The organism is Pyxidicoccus sp. M15, assembly GCF_056858435.1.
In genome coordinates, this window is record NZ_CM166495.1 from 5,953,016 (window position 1) to 5,973,201 (window position 20,186).

14 protein-coding genes are annotated in these 20,186 nt (G+C 70.3%); 6 read left to right on the top strand and 8 right to left on the bottom strand.

Annotation, left to right across the window (positions count from 1 at the left end; translation table 11 throughout):
- Nucleotides 1–7: 7 nt before the first annotated feature.
- The 3 genes from ACX9TP_RS22390 to truD all read right to left on the bottom strand — a co-directional run bounded on the left by ACX9TP_RS22390 (nucleotide 8) and on the right by truD (nucleotide 2,799).
- Nucleotides 8–511, bottom strand: a complete 504-nt coding sequence (locus ACX9TP_RS22390) for an anti-sigma factor (RefSeq protein ID WP_482981763.1) — start codon at nucleotides 509–511, stop codon at nucleotides 8–10.
- The gene (locus ACX9TP_RS22395) at nucleotides 508–1,083 is read right to left on the bottom strand and encodes an RNA polymerase sigma factor (protein WP_482982206.1); all 576 of its coding nucleotides are present in this window, start codon (nucleotides 1,081–1,083) and stop codon (nucleotides 508–510) included. The genes ACX9TP_RS22390 and ACX9TP_RS22395 overlap by 4 nt, the downstream gene beginning before the upstream one ends.
- Before the next feature lie 111 nt (nucleotides 1,084–1,194).
- On the bottom strand, nucleotides 1,195–2,799 hold the full coding sequence (gene truD / locus ACX9TP_RS22400) for a tRNA pseudouridine(13) synthase TruD (RefSeq protein ID WP_482981764.1): 1,605 nt from the start codon (nucleotides 2,797–2,799) through the stop codon (nucleotides 1,195–1,197).
- Nucleotides 2,800–2,868: 69 nt separating this feature from the next.
- Here truD and ACX9TP_RS22405 point away from each other — a divergent pair, with 69 nt between their 5' ends.
- The 4 genes from ACX9TP_RS22405 to ACX9TP_RS22420 all read left to right on the top strand — a co-directional run bounded on the left by ACX9TP_RS22405 (nucleotide 2,869) and on the right by ACX9TP_RS22420 (nucleotide 9,935).
- Nucleotides 2,869–3,795 (top strand): type II toxin-antitoxin system TacA family antitoxin, encoded by a 927-nt coding sequence (locus ACX9TP_RS22405; protein ID WP_482981765.1) that lies wholly within the window; start codon nucleotides 2,869–2,871, stop codon nucleotides 3,793–3,795.
- 132 nt (nucleotides 3,796–3,927) lie between these two features.
- A complete protein-coding gene (locus tag ACX9TP_RS22410) occupies nucleotides 3,928–5,589 on the top strand; it encodes an adenylate/guanylate cyclase domain-containing protein (protein ID WP_482981766.1) in 1,662 nt (553 codons plus the stop codon).
- On the top strand, nucleotides 5,589–8,300 hold the full coding sequence (locus ACX9TP_RS22415; RefSeq protein WP_482982207.1) for a serine/threonine-protein kinase: 2,712 nt from the start codon (nucleotides 5,589–5,591) through the stop codon (nucleotides 8,298–8,300). The genes ACX9TP_RS22410 and ACX9TP_RS22415 overlap by 1 nt, the downstream gene beginning before the upstream one ends.
- A gap of 156 nt (nucleotides 8,301–8,456) precedes the next feature.
- Nucleotides 8,457–9,935 carry an ELWxxDGT repeat protein gene (locus tag ACX9TP_RS22420; RefSeq protein WP_482981767.1) on the top strand — a complete coding sequence of 493 codons (1,479 nt, stop codon included), beginning with the start codon at nucleotides 8,457–8,459 and terminating at the stop codon, nucleotides 9,933–9,935.
- A gap of 12 nt (nucleotides 9,936–9,947) precedes the next feature.
- On the opposite strand, the gene ACX9TP_RS22425 is transcribed toward ACX9TP_RS22420, so the two are convergent.
- Nucleotides 9,948–10,607, bottom strand: a complete 660-nt coding sequence (locus ACX9TP_RS22425) for an outer membrane beta-barrel protein (RefSeq protein ID WP_482981768.1) — start codon at nucleotides 10,605–10,607, stop codon at nucleotides 9,948–9,950.
- 523 nt (nucleotides 10,608–11,130) lie between these two features.
- On the opposite strand from ACX9TP_RS22425, the gene ACX9TP_RS22430 reads away from it, so the two are divergent.
- On the top strand, nucleotides 11,131–12,063 hold the full coding sequence (locus ACX9TP_RS22430; protein ID WP_482981769.1) for a hypothetical protein: 933 nt from the start codon (nucleotides 11,131–11,133) through the stop codon (nucleotides 12,061–12,063).
- A gap of 21 nt (nucleotides 12,064–12,084) precedes the next feature.
- Here the strand turns inward: ACX9TP_RS22430 and ACX9TP_RS22435 are convergent, their stop codons facing one another.
- The 4 genes from ACX9TP_RS22435 to ACX9TP_RS22450 all read right to left on the bottom strand — a co-directional run bounded on the left by ACX9TP_RS22435 (nucleotide 12,085) and on the right by ACX9TP_RS22450 (nucleotide 18,146).
- A complete protein-coding gene (locus ACX9TP_RS22435) occupies nucleotides 12,085–13,083 on the bottom strand; it encodes an Rpn family recombination-promoting nuclease/putative transposase (protein ID WP_482981770.1) in 999 nt (332 codons plus the stop codon).
- An 88-nt stretch (nucleotides 13,084–13,171) separates the two neighbouring features.
- On the bottom strand, nucleotides 13,172–15,532 hold the full coding sequence (locus ACX9TP_RS22440; protein ID WP_482981771.1) for a hypothetical protein: 2,361 nt from the start codon (nucleotides 15,530–15,532) through the stop codon (nucleotides 13,172–13,174).
- 161 nt (nucleotides 15,533–15,693) lie between these two features.
- On the bottom strand, nucleotides 15,694–17,298 hold the full coding sequence (locus ACX9TP_RS22445; protein WP_482981772.1) for a sigma-54-dependent Fis family transcriptional regulator: 1,605 nt from the start codon (nucleotides 17,296–17,298) through the stop codon (nucleotides 15,694–15,696).
- A gap of 14 nt (nucleotides 17,299–17,312) precedes the next feature.
- Nucleotides 17,313–18,146 carry an MBL fold metallo-hydrolase gene (locus ACX9TP_RS22450; RefSeq protein WP_482981773.1) on the bottom strand — a complete coding sequence of 278 codons (834 nt, stop codon included), beginning with the start codon at nucleotides 18,144–18,146 and terminating at the stop codon, nucleotides 17,313–17,315.
- A gap of 335 nt (nucleotides 18,147–18,481) precedes the next feature.
- Between ACX9TP_RS22450 and ACX9TP_RS22455 the strand changes: the two genes are divergently transcribed.
- Nucleotides 18,482–20,158: a sensor histidine kinase gene (locus tag ACX9TP_RS22455; RefSeq protein WP_482981774.1), complete on the top strand. Its 1,677-nt coding sequence runs from the start codon at nucleotides 18,482–18,484 to the stop codon at nucleotides 20,156–20,158.
- Nucleotides 20,159–20,186 lie beyond the last annotated feature (28 nt).

Here is a 20,186-nt window from a genome sequence, read left to right on the forward strand (position 1 = left end):
GGTTCGCTCAGGCTTCGGAGGGGGTGGGAACGGTGCCGGCGAGTCGCTTCAGGCCCAGCAGGGACGTCAGGAGGAGGAAGGCGAGGGTGGTGGCGACCGCGAGCCCCGCCGTGGACCACAGCGCGTGCGCCCCGCTGAGGATGCCCTCGGCGAAGAGCCGTCCTTCCACCACGAAGGACGCGACGCCGGTGCCGAAGCGGCCGAGCGCCCGGTCGTTCATCAACAGGTAGCCCAGCCCCCCCAGCAGCGAGGTGAGCAGGATGGCGACGCCGGACCAGACCTCGCGCCGCTGGGGGATGGGCTCGGCGGCCACGCGGGCCATGACGCTCGCCACCAGCGTGGGGGGCGGGAGCGGATCCGCCAGCCGGTACAGGTCCTGCTCCATCAGCCGGTGCTCTTCGAGGACGGCGCTGCACGCCGCGCACTCGGCCGCATGGTCCAGGGCGGCGCCTTCACCTGCCTCCAGCTCCGCGAAGAGGACCTCCAGGTCCGGGCACAGGTGCGGCGTCATCGGGCGGCCTCCTCGGGGGTGGGGGTCATCTTCTTGCGGAGCTTCTCGCGGGCCCGGAACAGGCGGGCCATGATGGTGCCGGGGGCACACCCCATGACCTGGGCGATCTCCTTCGTCGTGCGCTTCTGGACGTAGTAGAGCGCGAGCACTTCCCGGTCCTCGGCGGACAGGGTGGCCATCGCCTCCTCGAGCGACTGCCGCTCCTCGGTGGCGATGGCGCGGTCCAGCTGCGACGCGTCGCCGCTGGGGAGCACCTCCTTCATGGGCTCCAGCTCCTCCGTCTTCACCTTGGTGCGGCGGCGGAGCAGGTCCAGGCAGAGGTTGCGCGTAATCGCGAGCACCCAGAGGTCGAACGGGCGCGAGTCGTCGTAGCGGTGGAGGTTCTGGTAGGCGCGCAGCAAGGCCTCCTGCGCCACCTCCGCGGCCTCGGCCTCGCGCTGCAGCAGCCGCAGCGCCAGGCCGTACACCGGGCGCTGCACGCTGCGCACCAGGGACTCGAAAGCGGACGGGTCGCCGCGGCGGGCGGCCTGCACGTCCGCCTTCCAGGGAAGCGGGGGAGCCTCCTCAGCCATCAGCATCCCGATGGCATGGGCGAGCGACCCGGGCACGTCGTCGAGGGCAAGAGCGTTCACGCCTTGGTCTACGGCGTGCCCGTCCGCCCATTGCGTCCGGCCGCGACATCTCTATTTCTTCCGTGATTTCGGGGCCTTGGCCGCTTGCTTGGCGGCCGTTTCCGCCCGGGCCACCTCGCGCGCCGCTTTTCGCTGCCGCTGGTGCTCGCGGAAGCCCACGGGCACCGGGGCCTCCTTCGGCCCCTCGGCCGCCTGCTTCTGGGTGGCCAGGTCGCGGTGGCGGGACGGCCCCTCCGTGGCGCGCGGCTCGCGGGCCTCGCTGCCCCGGCGGCGGGAGTCCGGGGAGCCCCGGGCGCCCCGCTCCTCGCGGTCCCCGGAGGCGCGGCCGCCTCGCGGGGCCGGGCGCTCGTCACGTCCGGCGGGCGGGCGCGCGCGGCCACGAGGCGCCGAGCCCCGCTCCTCGCGCTCGCCGTCACTCGCGGCCTGCTCCATCTCCACGAAGCGCGGGCGCTGGGAGGCGCGGATGACCTCCGGGGTGTCCTCGGTGTACTCGAAGTGGAAGAGGCGCTTGATGACGAGGGTGGCGTACGCGCCCGGCGGCAGGGTGAAGGCGACGTTGACCTTCACCTCCCCGCGGTTGATGTCGTCCGCCTGCGTGCGGCCGACGACGAGCTTGTGCGGGAAGACGAGCAGCGGCCGCTCCTCGTGCTTGAAGTAGAGCCGGCGCGGCTCCTCCTCGATGCGCAAGTCGGAGAGCTTGAGCTTCTCCTTGCCCAGCACCCAGGTGATGGCCTCCTCCACCTTCGGGTCCGTGAAGGTGGAGTCGGGGGCGAGCAGGGGGAAGGTGGCCTCGCGCAGGGTGCGCATCACCTCCGCGCTGGCGTCGCGGTGGAACAGCAGCGTGCCGGCCTGGTAGCGCATCGGGAAGAGCTGCTCGCGCGGCAGCAGCAGCTGGAGGTAGCGCCGCACGCCCTCGTTCCAGAGGTAGCTCTGGTACGTGAAGAGCAGCATCGCCCGGTAGTCCGAGTCGATCTGCATGAAGGCGCGCACGAAGTCCTTCGGGTAGTCGCGCAGGGACTTGAGGATGCGGTGGTACTTGCGCGTGCCCTCGTAGGGGACGCGTGCGTCCCAGCGGCCCCAGTTGTCGCGCCAGAAGGCCTTCACCTTGGCGTCCTCGGTGCGGTCCAGCTCCGAGGGGGCGGCGAGGAAGTTGTGCAGGGCCGCCTCGAAGTCGCCGCGGATGAGGTCCTTGGCGATGAAGCCCTGGCCGTGCTTCAGCGAGCCGAAGCGCTGGCTGTCGAAGTAGTTCACCACGCCCAGGCGGTTGACCTCGGCGGTGGCGACGTTGAGCGGCCCCAGCGACTGGGGGCTCAGCGAGCGCACGGTGACGGAGAAGCGGTTGGAGGTGATGTTGGCGGAGGACAGGGGCTTGTCCGTGCGGCCCAGGTACTTCAGGCGCAAATCCGGCTCCTGCATGTCCACGTCGGCGCCGTCCACGGCGATGATCTGCTCGGTGCGGCCCTGCTTGTCCTTGAGGCCGCAGTAGCTGATGGCGCCGGGCTTGAGGCCGAAGGCGTCCCTCAGTCGCGTCACGGCGTCGAACGTGGACAGCTTCTGCTTGTCCATGAGGTAGACGCGGTGGCGTCCCGTCTCGACCTCGTCGAAACGGTAGGACTCCTTGACGGAGAAGTCTTCGGGCTTCTGTTTGATTCTCACGGGCCCCCCTTAGCAGCGTGGGCCCGCTTATTGAAGCGCGAGCGCCAGGAAGGGTTAACGTCGGACGCCATGAGGCTTCTTCCCGTCCCGCTGCTCGCCCTGGCGCTCGCCCTCGCCCCCGGCTGTGCCACCACGCTTTCCACCATGCAGACCGCCCGGACGCTGGCGCCCGGGCAGGTGCAGGTCTCGGGGGGCATGGGCGTCTTCCTCCCCGTGGGCAACCTCATCCGGGTGGTGGACACCGGCAAGGACCAGGGCCGGGAGGCCCGGGACGCGGTGGAAGACGACCGGCCGTACACGCTCTCCGAGGAGGCCCAGCAGAAGCTCCTCACGGCGGGGGTGGCGCTGATGGTCGCCCCCCCGGGCGCCAACCCGGAGTTGATGGTGCGGGTGGGTGTGGTGGACCGGGTGGACGTGGGGCTGCGCTACAGCGGCATCTCCCTGCGGGCGGACGCCAAGGTGCTGCTGTTCCACGGCGGGGACTCGGACGGGGGGCGGATGGAGCCGGGGCAGCGCTCCTACGACGTGGCCCTGGGGGTGGGCGCGGCGCGACACTTCTTCTCCAGCCCGGTGTTGGACGTGCTGGAGGTGGTGCAGATGGGCGACTTCAGCCGCTACGACGTGGAGGTCCCCCTGTACGTCAGCGCGGACTTCGGGGACATCTTCAAGCTTTACGGTGCCCCCAAGTACGTCTACAGCCACACCCGGCTGGACGCCCGGCTGGTGGACTACTCCCAGCAGGGCAAGCCGGTGTCCGGCTTCGACGCGTCGCTTCCGGCCACGGTGGGCAGCCACTTCGTGGGCTCCACGGTGGGGCTGGCCCTGGGCTACCGGTATGTCCACCTCTTCGCGGAGCTGACGGGGGGCTATGTCCTCTGCAAGCCGAACCTCTTTGGCGCGGAGCGGCAACTGGGTGGCGTCACCTTCTACCCGGCCTTCGGCCTGGCCGTCCGGACGGGGGGCCCGGACCGGGAGCGGGTGGGGCATGGGCGCTGAGTGGCCTTCGCCGGGGCCGGATGCTGACCGGCCGTGCAGTCCTCCGGTTGTCGGGTGGAACGAGGAGGCGGCGTCGAGCGTTCCCCGGATTCGGGCGGCTCTGGTACTGTCCGCCCCGGTGAGGATTCGCGCGTGACCCAGGCCCCCGCCCCATTCGCTCCGAAACCCGGGCAGATCCGCGGCCCCCGCCTGACGGGACGCTTCGCGGATGGCAGCCTCGGGGAGTTCCCCCTGGGACCGTTGACGTCCCTGGGCCGGCATCCGTCCAACACGCTCCGGCTGGTGGACCGCGAGGTCTCCAAGGAACACGCCATCATCGAGCGTGTGGGCAAGGACTTCGTCCTCAAGGACCTGGGCTCGTCCAACGGCACGTTCGTCAACGGCCGCCGGGTGAAGGAATTGAAGCTGCGGGACGGGGACGAGGTGGCCCTGGGCTCCTCGCGGCTCATCTTCCACAGCGGCGAGCCGGCGGTGAACCACAGCGCGCCCACCGCGCCCGGGGTGACGGTGGTGGCGCAGTCGGTGTCCATGCCGGCCTTCCTGGCGCAGATGGACCAGGTGCCGCAGAACTTCCGTCCGGTGGAGATGGTGACGGACGTGGAGGCGCTGAAGCGCGACTACGAGAAGCTGCGCATCGCCCACGAGTTCCACCGCGAGGTCAGCCTCCAGGGCAACCAGACGGGCCTGTTCGAGCAGATCCTCAAGGTGGCCTTCAAGCTCTTGGCCGCGGACCACGGCGTCATCCTGAAGGTCGCGGACGACGGCCAGTTCATCCCCGCGGCGGTGCACCACCGCACGGGCAAGGCCGTCAACGTCATGCTGTCCGACACCGTGCTCAAGCGCGTGGTGGAGACGCGCAAGGCGGTGCTGACGGCGGACGCCATCATCGACGAGCGCTTCTCCGCTGCGGAGAGCATCGTCGCGCAGGGCATCCGCTCCGCCATGGCGGTGCCGCTGATGGTGAACGACAAGATTCAAGCGGTGCTCTTCCTGGACAGCCGGCAGCAGATCAACGCCTTCTCGGAGAAGGACCTCGCCATCCTCTCCGGCATCGCCGCGCAGGCGGGCATCGCCCTGGAGAACTCGGTGCTGGCCGAGCAGATCCGCAACGAGGCGGTGACGCGCGCGGAGCTGAGCCGCTTTTTGTCCAAGGCGGTGGCGGACGCGGTGATTGCCGGCGAGGCCGAGGACCTGGCGCAGAGCCGGCTGGCCGAGGTGAGCTGCCTGTTCGCGGACATCCGCGGCTTCACGACGATTTCGGAGAACGAGTCGCCGCAGGAAGTCGTGAACATGCTCAACGGCTTCTTCACCGCGATGGCGGACGTGGTGTTCCGCTACGAGGGGAACCTGGACAAGTTCATTGGCGACTGCGTCATGGCCGTGTGGGGCCCGCCGCTGTCGCACCCGGACGACGCGGCGCGGGCGCTGCGCGCGGCGCTGGAGATGCAGGACGCGGTGGCCGCGCTCAACCGGGCGCGCGTGTCCGAGGGCAAGCAGCCGATTGAAGTGGGCATCGGTGTGAACACCGGCCAGGCGGTTGTCGGCTACATGGGCAGCGCCGAGCGGCACGAGTTCACCGCCATCGGCGACACGGTGAACACGGCCTCGCGCCTGTGCGGCATGGCCAAGAGCGGCGAGGTGCTCGCCTCCGAGTCCACGGTGCGCAAGGCGGGCAATGGCTTCGACGTGGAGGGCCTGCCGGCGATGCAGGTGAAGGGGAAGGAGAAGGCCGTCCCGACGTACCGCGTCCACGGCGTGGAATACACCACCGCCGCTTCCCCGCGCCGCGCATGATGACGACGCAGGCCTGTCCCAACTGCGGGACGCAACACGACATCCGGGTGTACGTCAGCGGGCAGAAGGTGACCTGCCGCTGCGGCATCCGGTTCGAGGTGCGTCGCGGCGACTCCGCCGGAGCAGCCGGGGCCCTGCGCAACACGGTGGTGCCGGGCGGCAGCGGTGTCTTCGAGCGGCAGTCGCGCGTCGGCCCTGCCGTGACGGCGGTGCCGGGCTCGGGCATGGCGGCGAACGGGGCCGCGCGCCCGGCGGAGAACATCACCTTCGTTCCGGGTGCGGAGCCGGTGGGTGTCGCCGCGCCGGCGTCGATGGTGGCCTCGCGGCAGGCGTCGTCTGCCATGGGAGTCGCGGCTCCGGCGTCGGTGGTGGCCTCGCGGCGGGCGACGCCCGCGCCGGGTGTCGCTGCGCCGGCTTCGGTGGTGGCCTCGCGGGAGACACCGCCGGGAATCGCCGCTCCGGCGTCTGTGGTGGCCTCGCGGGAGACACCGCCGGGAGTCGCGGCTCCGGCCTCGATGGTGGCTTCGCGGGAGACACCGCCGGGAGTCGCCGCGCCGGCCTCGATGGTGGCTTCGCGGGAGACACCGCCGGGAGTCGCCGCGCCGGCGTCGGTGGTGGCCTCGCGGCAGGCGACGCCCGCGCCGGGCAGCGTCTCGCCGGCCCCGTCGGCGGTGGCCTCTCATGAGGCGATGGCTTCTTCCCCGGACGAGCCGGAGTCCGACGCCGTGCGGGCGGAAGCCCTCGGCCAGACGCCGCTGCCTCCGAGCGCACTGCCGCTGCCAGGTGTGGCCGTGCCCTCGGACGTGGCGAGCGGGGTGGCGCTGCCCTCCGACTTCGCGGGCGGGGACGGGCCGGTGGAGGCGACGGTGGTGCGTTCATCGGTGAAGACGGGGGTTGGCACCGCGCACTCGGATGTGAACGTGCACGAGGTGAGCACGTTCCTGACGGGCAAGAAGGTGGACCTGCCGGGCTTCGAGCTGATGGAGGTGCTGGGCCGGGGCGGCATGGGCGAGGTGTGGCTCGCGCGGCAGCAGTCGCTGGGGCGCACGGTGGCGGTGAAGCTGTTGCCGCCGCGGCTGGCGAAGGACCCGGAGTTCGTCACCCGGTTCGAGAAGGAGGCCACGGCGCTGGCCGCCCTCAACCACCCGCACATCATCCAGATCATCGACCGGGGCGTGGCGGGCGAGCACTACTTCTTCGTCATGGAGTACGTGGAGGGCCGCTCGCTGCGCGAGGCGATGGCGGCTGGCGTCACGCCGGAGCGGGCGCTGAGGATTCTCCTGTCGGTGGCGCGCGCCATCGAGTGCGCGCACGACAAGGGCATCATCCACCGCGACCTGAAGCCGGAGAACATCCTCCTGGACGGGCGCGGCCACGTGAAGGTGGCGGACTTCGGGTTGGCCGGCATCCAGGGGCCGAACACGCGCCTGCAGCTCACCGCGACGGCGGTGGCCATGGGCACGCTGAACTACATGGCCCCGGAGCAGCGGCGCGACGCGAAGAACGTGGACGGGCGCGCGGACCTCTTCTCCCTTGGCGTCATGCTGTACGAGGTGCTCACCGGCGAGCTGCCGCTGGGGCGCTTCAAGCTGCCGTCCGTGAAGGTGCCGGGGTTGGACCCGCGCGTGGACGCGGTGGTGGAGCGGCTGCTGGAGACGGACCCCGCGGCCCGCTACGCGACGGCGGGCGAGCTGTGCACGGCGCTGGAGGCGATGACCTCCAACTCGTCCGCGCCGGGGATGGCGGACGGCGAGGTGGAGGGGCGCGTGGTGCCGACGGGCCCGCGTGCCAGGAGCCAGCTGTCGCGCCGGGTGAAGCTGGGCTGGCGGCGGGTGCGCACCGGCCTGTCGGTGGTGGGCGGCCTGGCGCTGCTGGGCTTCGCGGTGCGCGGGTTCGTGGGGTCGGTGGGCCTGGAGTCGGGCGAGGACGACCGGGGCGTCGTCGGCACCCACGGTGGGCAGGTGACGCCCGGCGAGCAGCACTGGCCTCCGAATACCTACGGCGAGGTCTTCGCCTCGGTGAACCTGGTGGACGCGGCGAAGCCCGGCGGGCTGTCGCGCTTCGAGGTGGGCTTCGACAAGGGCGAGGAGGAGATCAACGTCCACAGCGGCCAGTGGAAGCTGGTGGACGGGCAGCTCCAGGCCATCCAGGGCGGGAAGCAATCGGATGGGCAGCGGCTGGTGCCTCGCGCATACGTGGCGCACCGCTACTTCTCCATCAACGACTTCCGGGCCGAGGTGCTGATGAATGTGAAGCCCCTCGGGAAGCAGTACTCCGAGGAGCCGAACGCGCAGCACTACGGCGAGCTGGCGTTCCGCATCAAGGACCTGCAGCTGTCGGCCTTCGCCATCCCCGAGGCGGGGATGCGGCTGGCGTGGCGCTACTTCACGGACGACGGCCAGGAGGTGGTGGGCAACAGCGCGCTGGACACGGACAACCTCGTCGAGGACGAGATGCCGCTGCCCGTGCATGGCCCCTATCTGGTGCGCCTGCAGATGCAGCGCATGAAGAACGGTGGCGTCCTGGTGGAGGCCTTCCTGAACAACGAGCGCTTCGCGCGCAAGCTCCTGCCCGGGCTGGAGAACCGCGTGGGCAAGGTGGCGCTCGGGTGCCGCAACCTGGAGTGCTCGTTCGACGACCTGAAGGTGAAGGGCGTGCTGGAGGCGCGACCGAAGCGCAAGGTCGCCCAGGGCGCTGGCGGCGCGGAGTAGCGCGCTCCCGTCCCACGTCACGCGGCGTCCCTCCGGACACAGGCGGGTGTCCTGCGCCGCTCCCCGAGGGGCCACCCCGGGGAGGATGGGCCCTCACAAACGGCCTCCCAGATTCCCTATCCGTCGCGGCACTCGCCGCGTCTGGAGGGGAACGCCATGAAATGGTCCTGGAGTCTGTCGCTCGTCGTCTCACTCGCGCCCATCGCCGCGTCGGCGGCGGAGGGTGGCCCTGGCGCCGCTGCCGAGGCGTCGAGCAGGACCTTTCCGAGGCCGGGTGCGCCGCCGGCCTTCCTGCTGCGCGACATCCGCCCCGGCCTGGAGGGCTCGGGCCCGACGCTCTTCGCGGAGACGGGGGGCACGTTCCTCTTCATGGCCTTCAATGATTCGCTCGGCTACGAGCCCTGGGTGAGTGACGGGACGCCCGCGGGGACGGAATTGCTGAAGGACGTCAATCCCGGGCCGGCGAGCGCCTTCTCCGGCGAGGACGCGGACTTCAACGCGGCGGTGGCGGGCGGCGACTTCTACTTCCCCGTCACGGATGGCGCGTCCGGTGTCGAGCTGTGGACGAGCGACGGGACGGAGGAGGGCACCCGCCTCGTCGAGGACATCCACCCCGGGCCTTCCAGCTCCAGGCCTTCGTTCCTCCTCAACCTGGGGAGCGGAAGGCTCCTGTTCCGCGCGGATGACGGCGTGCTCGGCTGGGAGCCGTGGACGAGCGACGGGACGGAGGAGGACACCGAGCTGCTGAAGGACATCCTCCCTGGCCTCCCGGGGTCGGGTGGGCCCTTCCTGCCCGTGCGCATCGGGGGGCGGGCCTGGTTCCTCGCGAACGACGGCGCCCACGGAAGCGAGCCGTGGGTGACGGACGGGACGCGCCGGGGCACGCGGATGCTGGCGGACGTGAATCCGGGCGAGGAGGGCTCGACGTCCATCTTCTTCACCCCCGTGCGGGGGCGCGTCGTCTTCCAGGCGGACGATGGAACGCACGGCACCGAGCTGTGGGTGACGGACGGGACGGAAGGAGGGACGCGGCTCCTCAGGGACATCCGCCCGGGGGCCTTCGGCTCATTCCCCGGGGGCTTCGTCGCCGCTGGCAGCCGGGTCTTCTTCTCCGCGGAGGATGACGAGCACGGCCGGGAGCTGTGGGTGACGGATGGAACGGAAGGCGGAACGCGGCTCGTGCGTGACATCCTGCCGGGAGCGGGACACGGCATCTTCGGAGGCAACCTCGCCGCCTTCGGACGCACGGTGTTCTTCGCCGCCGACGACGGCGAGCATGGCGCCGAGCTGTGGCGCAGCGACGGGACGGCGCGGGGCACGGAGCTGGTGCGGGACATGAACCCGGGGGCCGCGAGTGGCTTTCCCTTCGCCCCGGAGCTCTTCGCCACGGGCTCGCGACTCCTGTTCGGCGCGGAGGATGGGAGCACGGGCGTGGAGCTGTGGCGGAGCGACGGCACGGAGCAGGGCACGGTGCTGCTGCAGGACCTCCGCCCCGGGCCGGAGGGCTCCCAGCCGCGCGCCTTCATCCAGAGCGGAGGTCGCATCGTCTTCGTCGCGGACGATGGCACGCACGGCGACGAGCCGTGGGGCCTGCCGCGCTCGGCGCTCTCCAACCTTCCCGCGCCGTCAAGGTGACGCGCCCGTCGGTCAGAGCCGAAGCCAGGCGACGCGCAGGGAGACGGTGAACAGCGCGTGGAAGCCGTCGTCCACCAGGGGGAGCGGGATCTCCTGGGGGGGCAGGCCGGGGAAGGTGACGGTCTGTTCGCCCGTCCGGATGGTGTAGCTGCCGATGGACGCGGTGATGATGGGGCCGAGGGACAGCGAGCGCGTGAGCTTCACGTCACCGCCGAGGGCCAACCGGGCATACGTAGGCCCCCGGTCGGTGACGGAGAACTCGACGCGGGCGGGCACCGGGCCCTCGTCGGACACGGGAATCTCCGCCTCGCCTTCCAGGTCGCTTTCGGCGACCTCCAGGCCCACGCCGAGTCCTACCCACGGGTCGAAGCCAGCCCCGGGCCGGAAGTGGTAGCGGACCTCGGGGCCGAGGCGCCACTGTCGGAAGTTGCAGTCGAAGCCCTCGGGACAGGAGAGCTCGTTGTCCTTCTCGAACACCTTCTCGTACGAGCCCCAAAGGCCGAGGTACCAGTGCGGGCTCGCGCGGTAGCCGACCTCGAGGAGGATGGGGAGGGTGATGCTGGAAGCGTCGGTGACCTTCAGGTCCTGTGGCTCACCGGTCGTCGGGGACACTCCATTCTTGTAGACGTAGCCCGCGCCCGCCCCGGCGCCGACGCTCAGCGCGACCTGCAAACCTGTCGGTCCTTCCTCGCTTGGGGCACCCGGTTCCTGTGCCGCCGCTTGCGACGCGAACCCGAGGGTGACGACGACCATCCAGCTCCAGCAATGCCTTCCAGGCATGGGACTCCCCTCCGTGAGCAGCGCCGCGCGGGTGGTGGGTGAAGCGTTCGGCGCCAGGGAAGGGCGCGCCAGGACGCCGTCATGTCGGGGAGGACAGCTGGGCTCGCGCGGGCTGTGTTCGACGACTCGGGGAGGCATGTAGTGCTGGCGAGCGTCCGGGCACCAGGGGCCGGACGTCGGGAGCGGAGTCGGGCAGGCGTCAGTGTCCGGCTCCAAGGGCAGGGCCTGTCGACGGGTGGACAGCCTCCGTGCCCGCGAGCAGGTGTTGGCTCCCAGACCTCGCGGATGGGGCCTGTCGGTGGGCGGATACCCGTGCGCCCTCGGGAGCGAGGTTGCATGCGCGGGCCGGCATCCGCACCTTGCTCCGGTCGTGGCCTGCCATGGGGAGGCCGCGCCTGGCCTGGCGGGGAACGGGATGGACCTGTGGCGCATCCTGCTGGCACCTCTGTACGCGACGTGCCTGACAGCGCTGGTGGTGGCGGCGTTCGCTTTCGGACGCAAGGACGCGGCGGCGAGGCCGTGGCGCCTGCCGCTCGTCTGGTTCGGCCTGTTGGTGGTGGGCGCCTTCTGCCTCGCGTCGCGGTTCCACGGCGGAACCGGGCAGGGGCTGTCCTTCGATGTGGCGACGAAGGCCGGGGGCTCGGCGCTGCTCGTCGTGGCCGCGGGGCTGGCGGTGCGGGGCTCGCGGGCGCGCTTCCGGGCGGACCTGCTGCGGGCCTCGGTGCCGAAGTCGCTGGATGAGGCTGTCGCGGCCCTCCGGGCAGGCCATTCACCGGGGTGGGGCGTGTACCGGGGACGCCTGGACGCCGCCGACGCGCTGACGTCCCCGGGAGGTGTGCCCTGTGCCTTCTACGAGGCGGAGGTGCGCGAGGTGGCGGAGGACGGGCGGAAGGGCCCGCTGCTGTCGCGCGAGCGCGCCTATGCACCGGTGCTGGTGCTGCGAGGCGAGCGGGTGAGGGCGTCGGTGCGCTTCGCCCCGTCGTCGTTGATGGCGCCGGTGGAGGTTCGCCGCTGCCAGGCGCTGCCGGGCACGGTGCCCGCGTCATGGTACGAGGATGCGCCCGTGACGGAAGGCGGGAGTCCCGTGCAGGCCGCGCCCCCGGAGGCCCTCTCCTGGGAGCGGGCGGGCACCGCTGGAGAGACGTGCCTCGTGGTGGGCGAATTGCGACGCGGCGCCGAGGAGGGTTCCTACGTCCTATGCGGGCGTGACGGCGGGCCGGCACTGGTGGTGCTTGGCCCCGAGGCGCCTGTCACCGGCGGCCTGCTGGCTCGCCGGGCCTGGACGCACTTCGCGGCGGCCGGGGCGCTGTCCATGGCCGCCGTGTTGGTGCTGTCACGGACGATGTGAGCGCGCCCGTGAATGGGCCAGCTAATGCGCCAGGGCGTCGAGCACGTCGGAGAGGCTGGTGGCGTTCAGGGACTTGTCGAACCAGCGGTCCAGCGTGGCGATGTCGGTGCAGGAGAGGATTCGCTGCCGGGCCTGCTCGTCCAGGTGCATGCCCCGCGCGGTGAGGATCCGCAGAATGTACTCAGCACGCCCTCGGATTACTCCCCGTGCCAGCCCCTCCTGGCGTCCCTTTTCGATGAGTTCCTCGCCGTAGCTCCGCATCAACTCCTCCGTTCGCTGCCTACCTACCACCAAGTTTAACACCTGCCCGGCCGCTGTATGCGCCGCCTGATCTCCCATCAACAGCAGGTAGTGAATGAGCACCGCCAGGTGACTGTCGCCCTCGGGGCCCGTCTGCACCTGTGCGAAGAGCGCCACCCACTCCGGCAATCTTCGCGCGAGTTCCTCGCTGCGCCCGTATCGCAGGACCAGCCACGCCAGCCGCGCCATCGGCGGTCCCGGACGTGCCTTCAGCGCCTCCTCACGCTCGGCCGTCAAGTCATCGAGCAGGTATTCGAAGCGCGGCACCAATGCCCGCCATTGTTCGGGCGCCAATCCAGGGAACTCGAACAAGTCCTCCACCCGGCGCGGAGCGGTCCAGCCTCCGCCGGGCCCGTGATACATGACGAGCGGGATGATGAGTGGCAGCGTGGTGCTGGCGAGGTGATGCTGGCGCCAGCGTTCCAGCAGGCGCACCACGTAGCGCAGCATCCGCAGCTCCATCCACGGGTCCACTGAAGACTGGTGCTCCAGGAGGACGTACAGCAGCAGCGGGTGGCCGCCGCGAAGACGCGCGGAGAACAGCAGGTCGCTCTCGGTTTCCCGGAGGTCCGAGTCCACGACGCTGGTGGATTCCACGCGCAGAGACGCCCAGTCCACTTGCGAGACGACGTGCTCGGGCAGCACGGCGCGCAGCTCCGCAGCGGCGTTCTCGGGATGGTCGAACGTGTGGCGAACGAAGGTGTCGTGTGGTCCGGACATTGTTGGCCGGTCCACAAGCACGACATGGGCCAAGCGGGGCGGAGCCCGGAACCGACGTTCCGGGCTCGCGGCCTTCAGCTCCGGTGACTCAGGCCCCGGTGCCCTTCGCGGTGGAGAACGTCAACTGTTCCCCCCGGTCCGCCATCGTCACCGTGAAGGTCCGCTCCACGCTGGCCAGTCCCAGCGGCGTCGCCTTTGCCAGCTCCGACAGCAGCGAGCCCACGGCGCGCAGGTGGAAGCCCGTGTTCCACATGCCCTCCAGCTCGCTGAACACGGTGCGCAGCTCATCCGGCGCCTTGCGCTCGTTGATGGCCCGGTTCAGTCGCACCATGCCCGCGACGAAGGCCTGGCACTTGCCCAGCGTGCCCCGGTTCCTGTCCGTCACCTCGGCGAAGGTGAAGTTGCCTCCGTCCGGCCGCCACGTGCTCTCGATGAGCAGCAGCTCCTTCCCAATCGGATCCCGCTTCAGGAAGGACTCGGCGATCTGCGCCGCGCGCGAGGGCGCCAGGTCGGCCGTCATCATGCTGCCCTTCTGCTGCACCTCGCGCAGGTACGCCTCCCAGATGGGCGCGTACACCGAGCGCCGGAACTCCGCCGAGACGCGCGGCGTCTGCTCGCTCCACGGCATGGCCCGGGCCAGCGCCCGTGAGAACACCGCCACGTCGAACGCCTGCACCTGCGACACCAGGGCCCGGAACGTATCGTCCGCCATCTTCAGCTCGAGCCGCGTCTCGATCGGCTCCTTGCCCGTGTCGCCCTGCAGCGTGCCCATGACGGCGGCCGCGTCCGCCGCGTCCAGCACGCCCCACACCACGGCGTCATCCACCGCCGCCTGGAGCTCCTTGCGGCTCATCTTCTTCTGCCGGCCCCACAGCATCAGGTGCAGGCCGTAGCGGAAGTCCGAGGCCACCGGAGCAGGGGAGAACCGCTCCATGTCCGCCTTCAGGTCCACCACCCACTGCCCGCGGTTGCCGAGCAGCTTGTCCTCGTACCCACGCCGTCCGAGGAACGCCTGCCGCCGCGCGCCCTGGCCGTTCTCCTGCACCACCCAGCTCTCCTTCCGAGAGCCGCTCACCTTGAGCACCTCGAACGCGCCAAGGCCCAGCGAGAAGCCATACGCCTGCTGCCGCGCGAGCGACGCCGAGTGCAGGTAGTTGCGCAGCTCGAAGGACTTCTGGTTCTCCGGCAGCTCCTTCATCCACTTCAGCAGGTCCACCAGGTTGCCCTTGATGAGCGAGCCGTGGAAGCGCATCGCCGTGGCGTCGTCCACCACCACCTCCAGCAGCGTGGAGGACTCGGACAGGCGCAGGTAGTCGTACTGGAAGCCGGCGGCAATCTGCGTCTTCGCCACCTCGTCCAGCTTGACCTCCACCTTCTTCTTGAAGTCGTCCCACGCCGCCTTGACGTTGGCCAGGTCCGCCAGGTTCGGGTCCAGGCCCATCCGCTCCAGCGCCAGGCGCAGCACCTTCTTCTGCGTGTCGTCCAGCTTCAGCTTGCTCGCCTTGTCCACCAGCGCGTCCATCACCTGCAGCGCGGTGGCGTCCATGGGCGTCCCCAGCTTGCCGGCCAGCTCACGCAGCGCCGGGCCCAGGAGCGCTTCGAGCACCCGGCCCAGCTGCGCCTTCACCGCGCCCGCGTCGACGAACTCCACCGTGACGCCGAGCCCCGCGCCGAGCGTCGCCTCGCGCGACTTCGCCTTGCGCACGGCAATCTGGATGCGCCCGGCGCGCGGCCTCGAGAAGGTGAGCTGGTAGTCGTCCGTGAGCCCGACCTTCGCGGACACGCCCGCCTTCACGTCCGTCTTCAGCGCCAGAAGCTCGTTGCCGCGCACGAAGGCCAGCCGGCCCAGGTTGGCGGTGAAGAGGTCCGCCCAGTTCAGCTCCAGGCGCGTCGCGAGGTTTCCACGCGCCTGCCACGACAGCGCGTCCCCGGTGCTGAGCTTCGCGATGTCCGTGGACTGCATCAGGCGCAGCTCGGCCAGGTCCAGCTTCGCCGCCTCGCGCATGTTCCGCGCGAGCGGGTGGGCGCGGTAGTCGCTGAGGGTGACGGACAGCTCCCCCTGCGCATCGGAGGAGAGGAAGGACAGGTTCACACCCGCCGCGGACTTCACGCGGGCGGTGACCTGGTAGCGCATCCACCCCATGTCCCCGCCGAGCAGCAACTGCGGCCGGGGCGCGCCCGGGGCCGGCTCCTCCTCGGTGGCCTCGCCCACCACGCGGTTCTCGTCCACGTCGCCGGGCGAGTTGAAGTTGCGGATGGACGCCTCGCCGCCGGCCTCGAACGAGAGGGTGAAGTCGGTGAGGTTCAGCTTGGGCGGCAGGAGGTTCTCCTGCGTGAAGGTGCCCTGGGCGAGAGGAACCTTGATGTCCTGGTCCAGGAGCTTCACGTCGGGAACCTGCCGGGCAATCTCGTCCGGAAGCTTCGCCAGCAGCTTGTTGACCACCTTCATGCGGTTCCCCCTGGGTATGGCCGCTCGGCCATGGAGTTCGTTCGGAGCCCCCTGGTCGTACGCCGACCGTGGGCGCGGGACAAGCCGCCCTCCCGAAACGCCCGACAGTCAGCGGAAGCCTGCCCCGGAGGACAGGTGCGCCCATACCCGGGCGCGGTGCGTCAGCCCTCGTCGCCCAGGCCGTACTCCTTGAGCTTCCGGGACAGCGTGTTGCGGCCAATCTCCAGCACCTTCGCCGCCGCGGTGCGGTTGCCCTTCACCGCCTCCAGCACGCGCAGGATGTGGCGCCGCTCCACCTCCGCCAGCGGCATCAGCCCCGCCTCACCGCTGCTGGTGGGCGCGAGCTCGCTCGGGGCCTGGCTCTCGGTGGAAACGGAGTGGGCGGCCGGGGCGGAAGGTGCGCGGTCCAGGGTGGGCAGCGGCAGGTGCTCCTCGAGGATTTCCCCCTCGCACAGCACCACCGCGCTCTCGATGCAGTTCTCCAGCTCGCGCACGTTGCCGGGCCAGCGGTAGCGCTTGAGGCGCTCCAGCGCGGCGGCGCCGAGGCGCGGCGGCTGCAACCGGTGGCGCTTCGCCACGGCCGCGATGAAGTGCCGTGCGAGCCGCTCGATGTCCTCCGCGCCGCGCTCGCGCAGGGGCGGAAGCACCACCTCCACCACCTTGATGCGGTAGTAGAGGTCCTCGCGGAAGCGGCCCTCCGCCACCATGCGCGCGAGGTCCCGGTGTGTGGCGGCGACGATGCGCACGTCCACCTTCACCGCCTGGGTGCCGCCCACGCGCTCGAACTCGCGGTCCTGCAGCACGCGCAACAGCTTGCCCTGCACCGGCAGCGGCAATTCGCCAATCTCGTCGATGAACACCGTGCCGCCGTTGGCCGCCTCGAACTTGCCGGGCACGCGGTGGTCCGCGCCGGTGAAGGCGCCCCGCTCGTGGCCGAACAGCTCGTTCTCGATCAGCGTCGCCGGCAGCGCGGCGCAGTCCACCTTGATGAAGGGCTGGTCCCTGCGCGGCCCGTTGACGTGCACGGCGCGGGCGAAGAGCTCCTTGCCGCTGCCGCTCTCTCCGCGCAGCAGCACCGTCGCATCCGTGGGCGCGGCCTTGCGCACCAGGCGGTAGATGGTCTGCAGCTGCGGGGACTCGCCGATGATGCGGTTGAAGAAGTAGCCGACGGGGGCCTGGGGCTGGTCCTTGGCGCGCTGCAGCTCCTGGTAGAGGCTGGTGCTCTGCAGCGCGGTGCTCACCTGCGAGGCAATCGCGGTGAGCCGCTCCGTGTCGTCCGGGGTGAAGGTGTCGCCGCCGCGGCGGTTCAGCACCTGGAGCACGCCGTAGAGCGCGCCGTCCGCGTCGCGCAGGGGCACCGCCAGCAGGCTGGTGGTGCGGTAGCCCGTCATCCGGTCGATGTCCGCGAAGAAGCGGCGCTCGCCGCGCGGGTCCGGGACGTTGATGGCCTGGCCGACCTCCGCCACCGTGCCGGCGACCCCCTGGCCCAGCTTCACGCGAATCTGGGACACCTCCGGCAGGTGGGCCGCGCGGCTGAACAGCTCGCGGCGCGCCGGATCCAACAGCCACAGCGTGCCCCGGTCCGCCTGCATCGTGATGGCGATGCGGTCCATCAGCGTCTGGAGGAACGCGTCGAGGTCCACCTCCCTCCCGACGAGACCCCCGAAGGGGAGGAGGACCTGGGTGACGTCCGTGGGCGGGTGGGGCATGGGGGGCAGCGGCGGTAGGACGAAGGCCGCGGCCTCACCATAGCATCGGGAGGGCATCGGGCCGCCCCCTCTCAGGCCGCGTGGCCCAGCACGAGCCGCTGGCCCTCGCGCGCCGGCTCGACCACCGGGAACACCGAGCGGGCCTGCTCGGCCATGTCCTCCAGCACGTCGTCCCCGTGCGCCGGGTCGTGGTGGAACAGGCACAGCCGGCGCGCGTTGACGAGCTTCGCCACGCCCGCCGCGTCCATCATCGTCGAGTGGCCCCAGCCCTTCTTGGACATGCCCTTGCGGCCCTCGTACTCGTCGGGCGTGTACTGGGCATCCAGGCACAGCACGTCCGTGCCCTCGAAGAGGCGTGCGACTTCCGGCGACAAATCCTCCATGCGCACCTCCACGTCCGTCGCGTAGATGAACGAGTGGCCGTCCGCCTCCACCCGGTACGAGAGGCAGCCCTGCGGGTGCGGCACGTCGATGGGCGTCACCTTGAACGGGCCCACCTCAATGGGCTGCGCGTGCAGCGCGGAGCGGAAGTCCATGTGCGAGCGCATCGTGGACAGCGGCACCGGGAAGTGCGGCGGCTGCATCTGCGCGGCCAGCTCCGACAGCAGCGCCTGCGCGCCGTTGGCGCCGGGGCCGTACATCACGAACTCCGACGTGGGCAGGTACGCCGGCGTGAAGAAGGGGAAGCCCTGCACGTGGTCCCAGTGCAGGTGCGAGAAGAACATGGTGGCCTTCTGGGGGGCGCCCTCGCGCATCATCACCTCGCCCAGCGCCCGGATGCCCGTGCCCGCGTCGAGGATCAGCCGGTGGCCCTGGCTCGTCACCTCAACGCATGCCGTGTTGCCGCCGATGCGCGAGCCCGACACCGCGATGCTCCCCCGAACCCCGTAGAATCGGACTTCCATGATGAACCTCCTAAAGTGGGGGACATCCTCCTCGGACGCCCTGACGCCAGGAGGCATGAGCACGTGGAGTGCCAAGTCCAAGTGGCCGGAATTACTGGGTGCGTCTTGCCCGATGTCGAGCGGTGCACCATTGTGGATCGCCACCGGATGGTGCGTGCGCGCCATTCCGGAGCATCCAGGCTGACGGGGGTTCCGGCTCTGGAACGCGGGGGTGGGTCCGTTCAAGGCGGCTGCGAAGGCAGCGGCTACGCAAGGCTCAAGGGGTGGATCGGCGGCTCTTCCACCAGGGCACTGCGACACTCCCCGAGGCTCGCTTCCAGCCGCAGTCTTGTTTCATGGCCCGCATGCAGAAGCTATGGACACGCACGTTCATTGCCTGCCTTGTCGTCGGCGTCCCGTTCGACGTCCTGTGCCCCGTCTGCTACTCCAAGCTCCTTCCCCTCACGGCCTGGCAAGCCTCCGACGCCTTCGTGGGGATCGCCCTGGCCGTCTTCCTCGGCAAGGAGCTCATCCTGGCCTTGCTGCTCCGGTGGATGCTGCAGCCGCTGGAGCGCTGGCGGAGTGTTCGGGGGACTCACGAGGAGACGGACCCGGTCATCCTCCAGGCCCTGACTCGCGCCTACCACATCCCCAGATGGTTCACCGTGGCGTGGTCGGGCACCTGGGCCGTCCTGCTGTGGAGCCTGCCAGTCATGCTGGCGCTGCTTCTGCCAGAGCGGGTGAAGCTGGGGCAGAGAGAGCTGCTGCTCACCGGACTGATGGTCCTGGCGACGGTTTCGGCCAAGGTCGCAGTGGCGACGCCGCTCCTCATCTGGCGGCTCGCGCCCATCACCCGGGAGCTCTCCCTCGGCGCCCGTCAGCGGAACCTGCTCACCCTTCCTCGGCTCATCTCATTCCGGAAGAGGCTGATGGTCTTCACCTGCTGCCTCACGCTGGCGCCGACGAGCTGGATGACCTGCGCGTTCCTCGCGCCCTCGCCAACGCCCGGCACGATGTTCCTCTTCGCCTTCACCGCGCTGGTATGGGCTCCCGTGAGCGCGTTCCTCGTCACCAAGGCCGTGTCCGGGCAGATCAGCGCCATCCGCAAAGCCGTGGACGGGGTTGTCGAGCGCTCGACCACCCGGGACATGGGGCACATCCCGGTGCAACAGCCCGACACGCTCGGCCACCTTGCCGAGGGCATCAACTCCATGGTGGACCAGCTCAACGCGAGTGCCAGGACCCGCGACGAGCAGATGGTGGAGCTGGACAGGCTCTACCACCAGGCAGCGGATGCCCTGCGGCTCCGGGAGGAATTCCTCACGGTGGCTTCCCACGAGCTCAAGACTCCTCTGACGTCCCTCTCCCTGACCTTGGAGGCGTTGGAGCGCAGGGTTCAATCGGACCAGGCGGTGTCGAAAGAGTATCTCCTGCGCGCCCGGCGCCAGGTCTCCAACCTCGCCGGCCTGGTGGACGACCTGTTGGATGTCGCCCGAATCCAGCGCGACAACCTGGCGCTCCAGCAGGCCCCCGTCTCCCTGGGTTCGCTCCTGGCCGAAGCCATGGGGGACTTCCGCTCTCTCTCCCCACGGCACCGCTTCACCCTGGAGCTTCCGCGGGATGAGGTGCACGTGCAGGGAGACGTGGCCCGGCTGGCGCAGGTCTTCACCAACCTCCTGGACAACGCCGTCAAGTACAGCCCCGAGGGCGGGGAGGTGAGGATGAAGCTCACGAGCAGCAGGGGAGAAGCCCACGTGTCCGTCTCGGACGAGGGGATAGGCATTCCCGCCGAGCAACTCCCCCAGCTCTTCGAGCGTTTCTTCCGCGCCCGCACCGCCGCGGCGACGCGCTTTGGAGGACTGGGGCTGGGGCTCTACATCTGCCGCAACCTGGTGGAACAGCACGGAGGGCACATCGAGGTGCGGAGCGAGGTCGACAAGGGCACCACCTTCACCGTCAGACTCCCCGAGCTCCGCGAGGCCCAGCCGGAGGTGGCGCTCCAGCCGGAATTGGAAGCCCCAGGCGGGATATAGAGTCCTCGACATGCCACCGGAGGAGTCA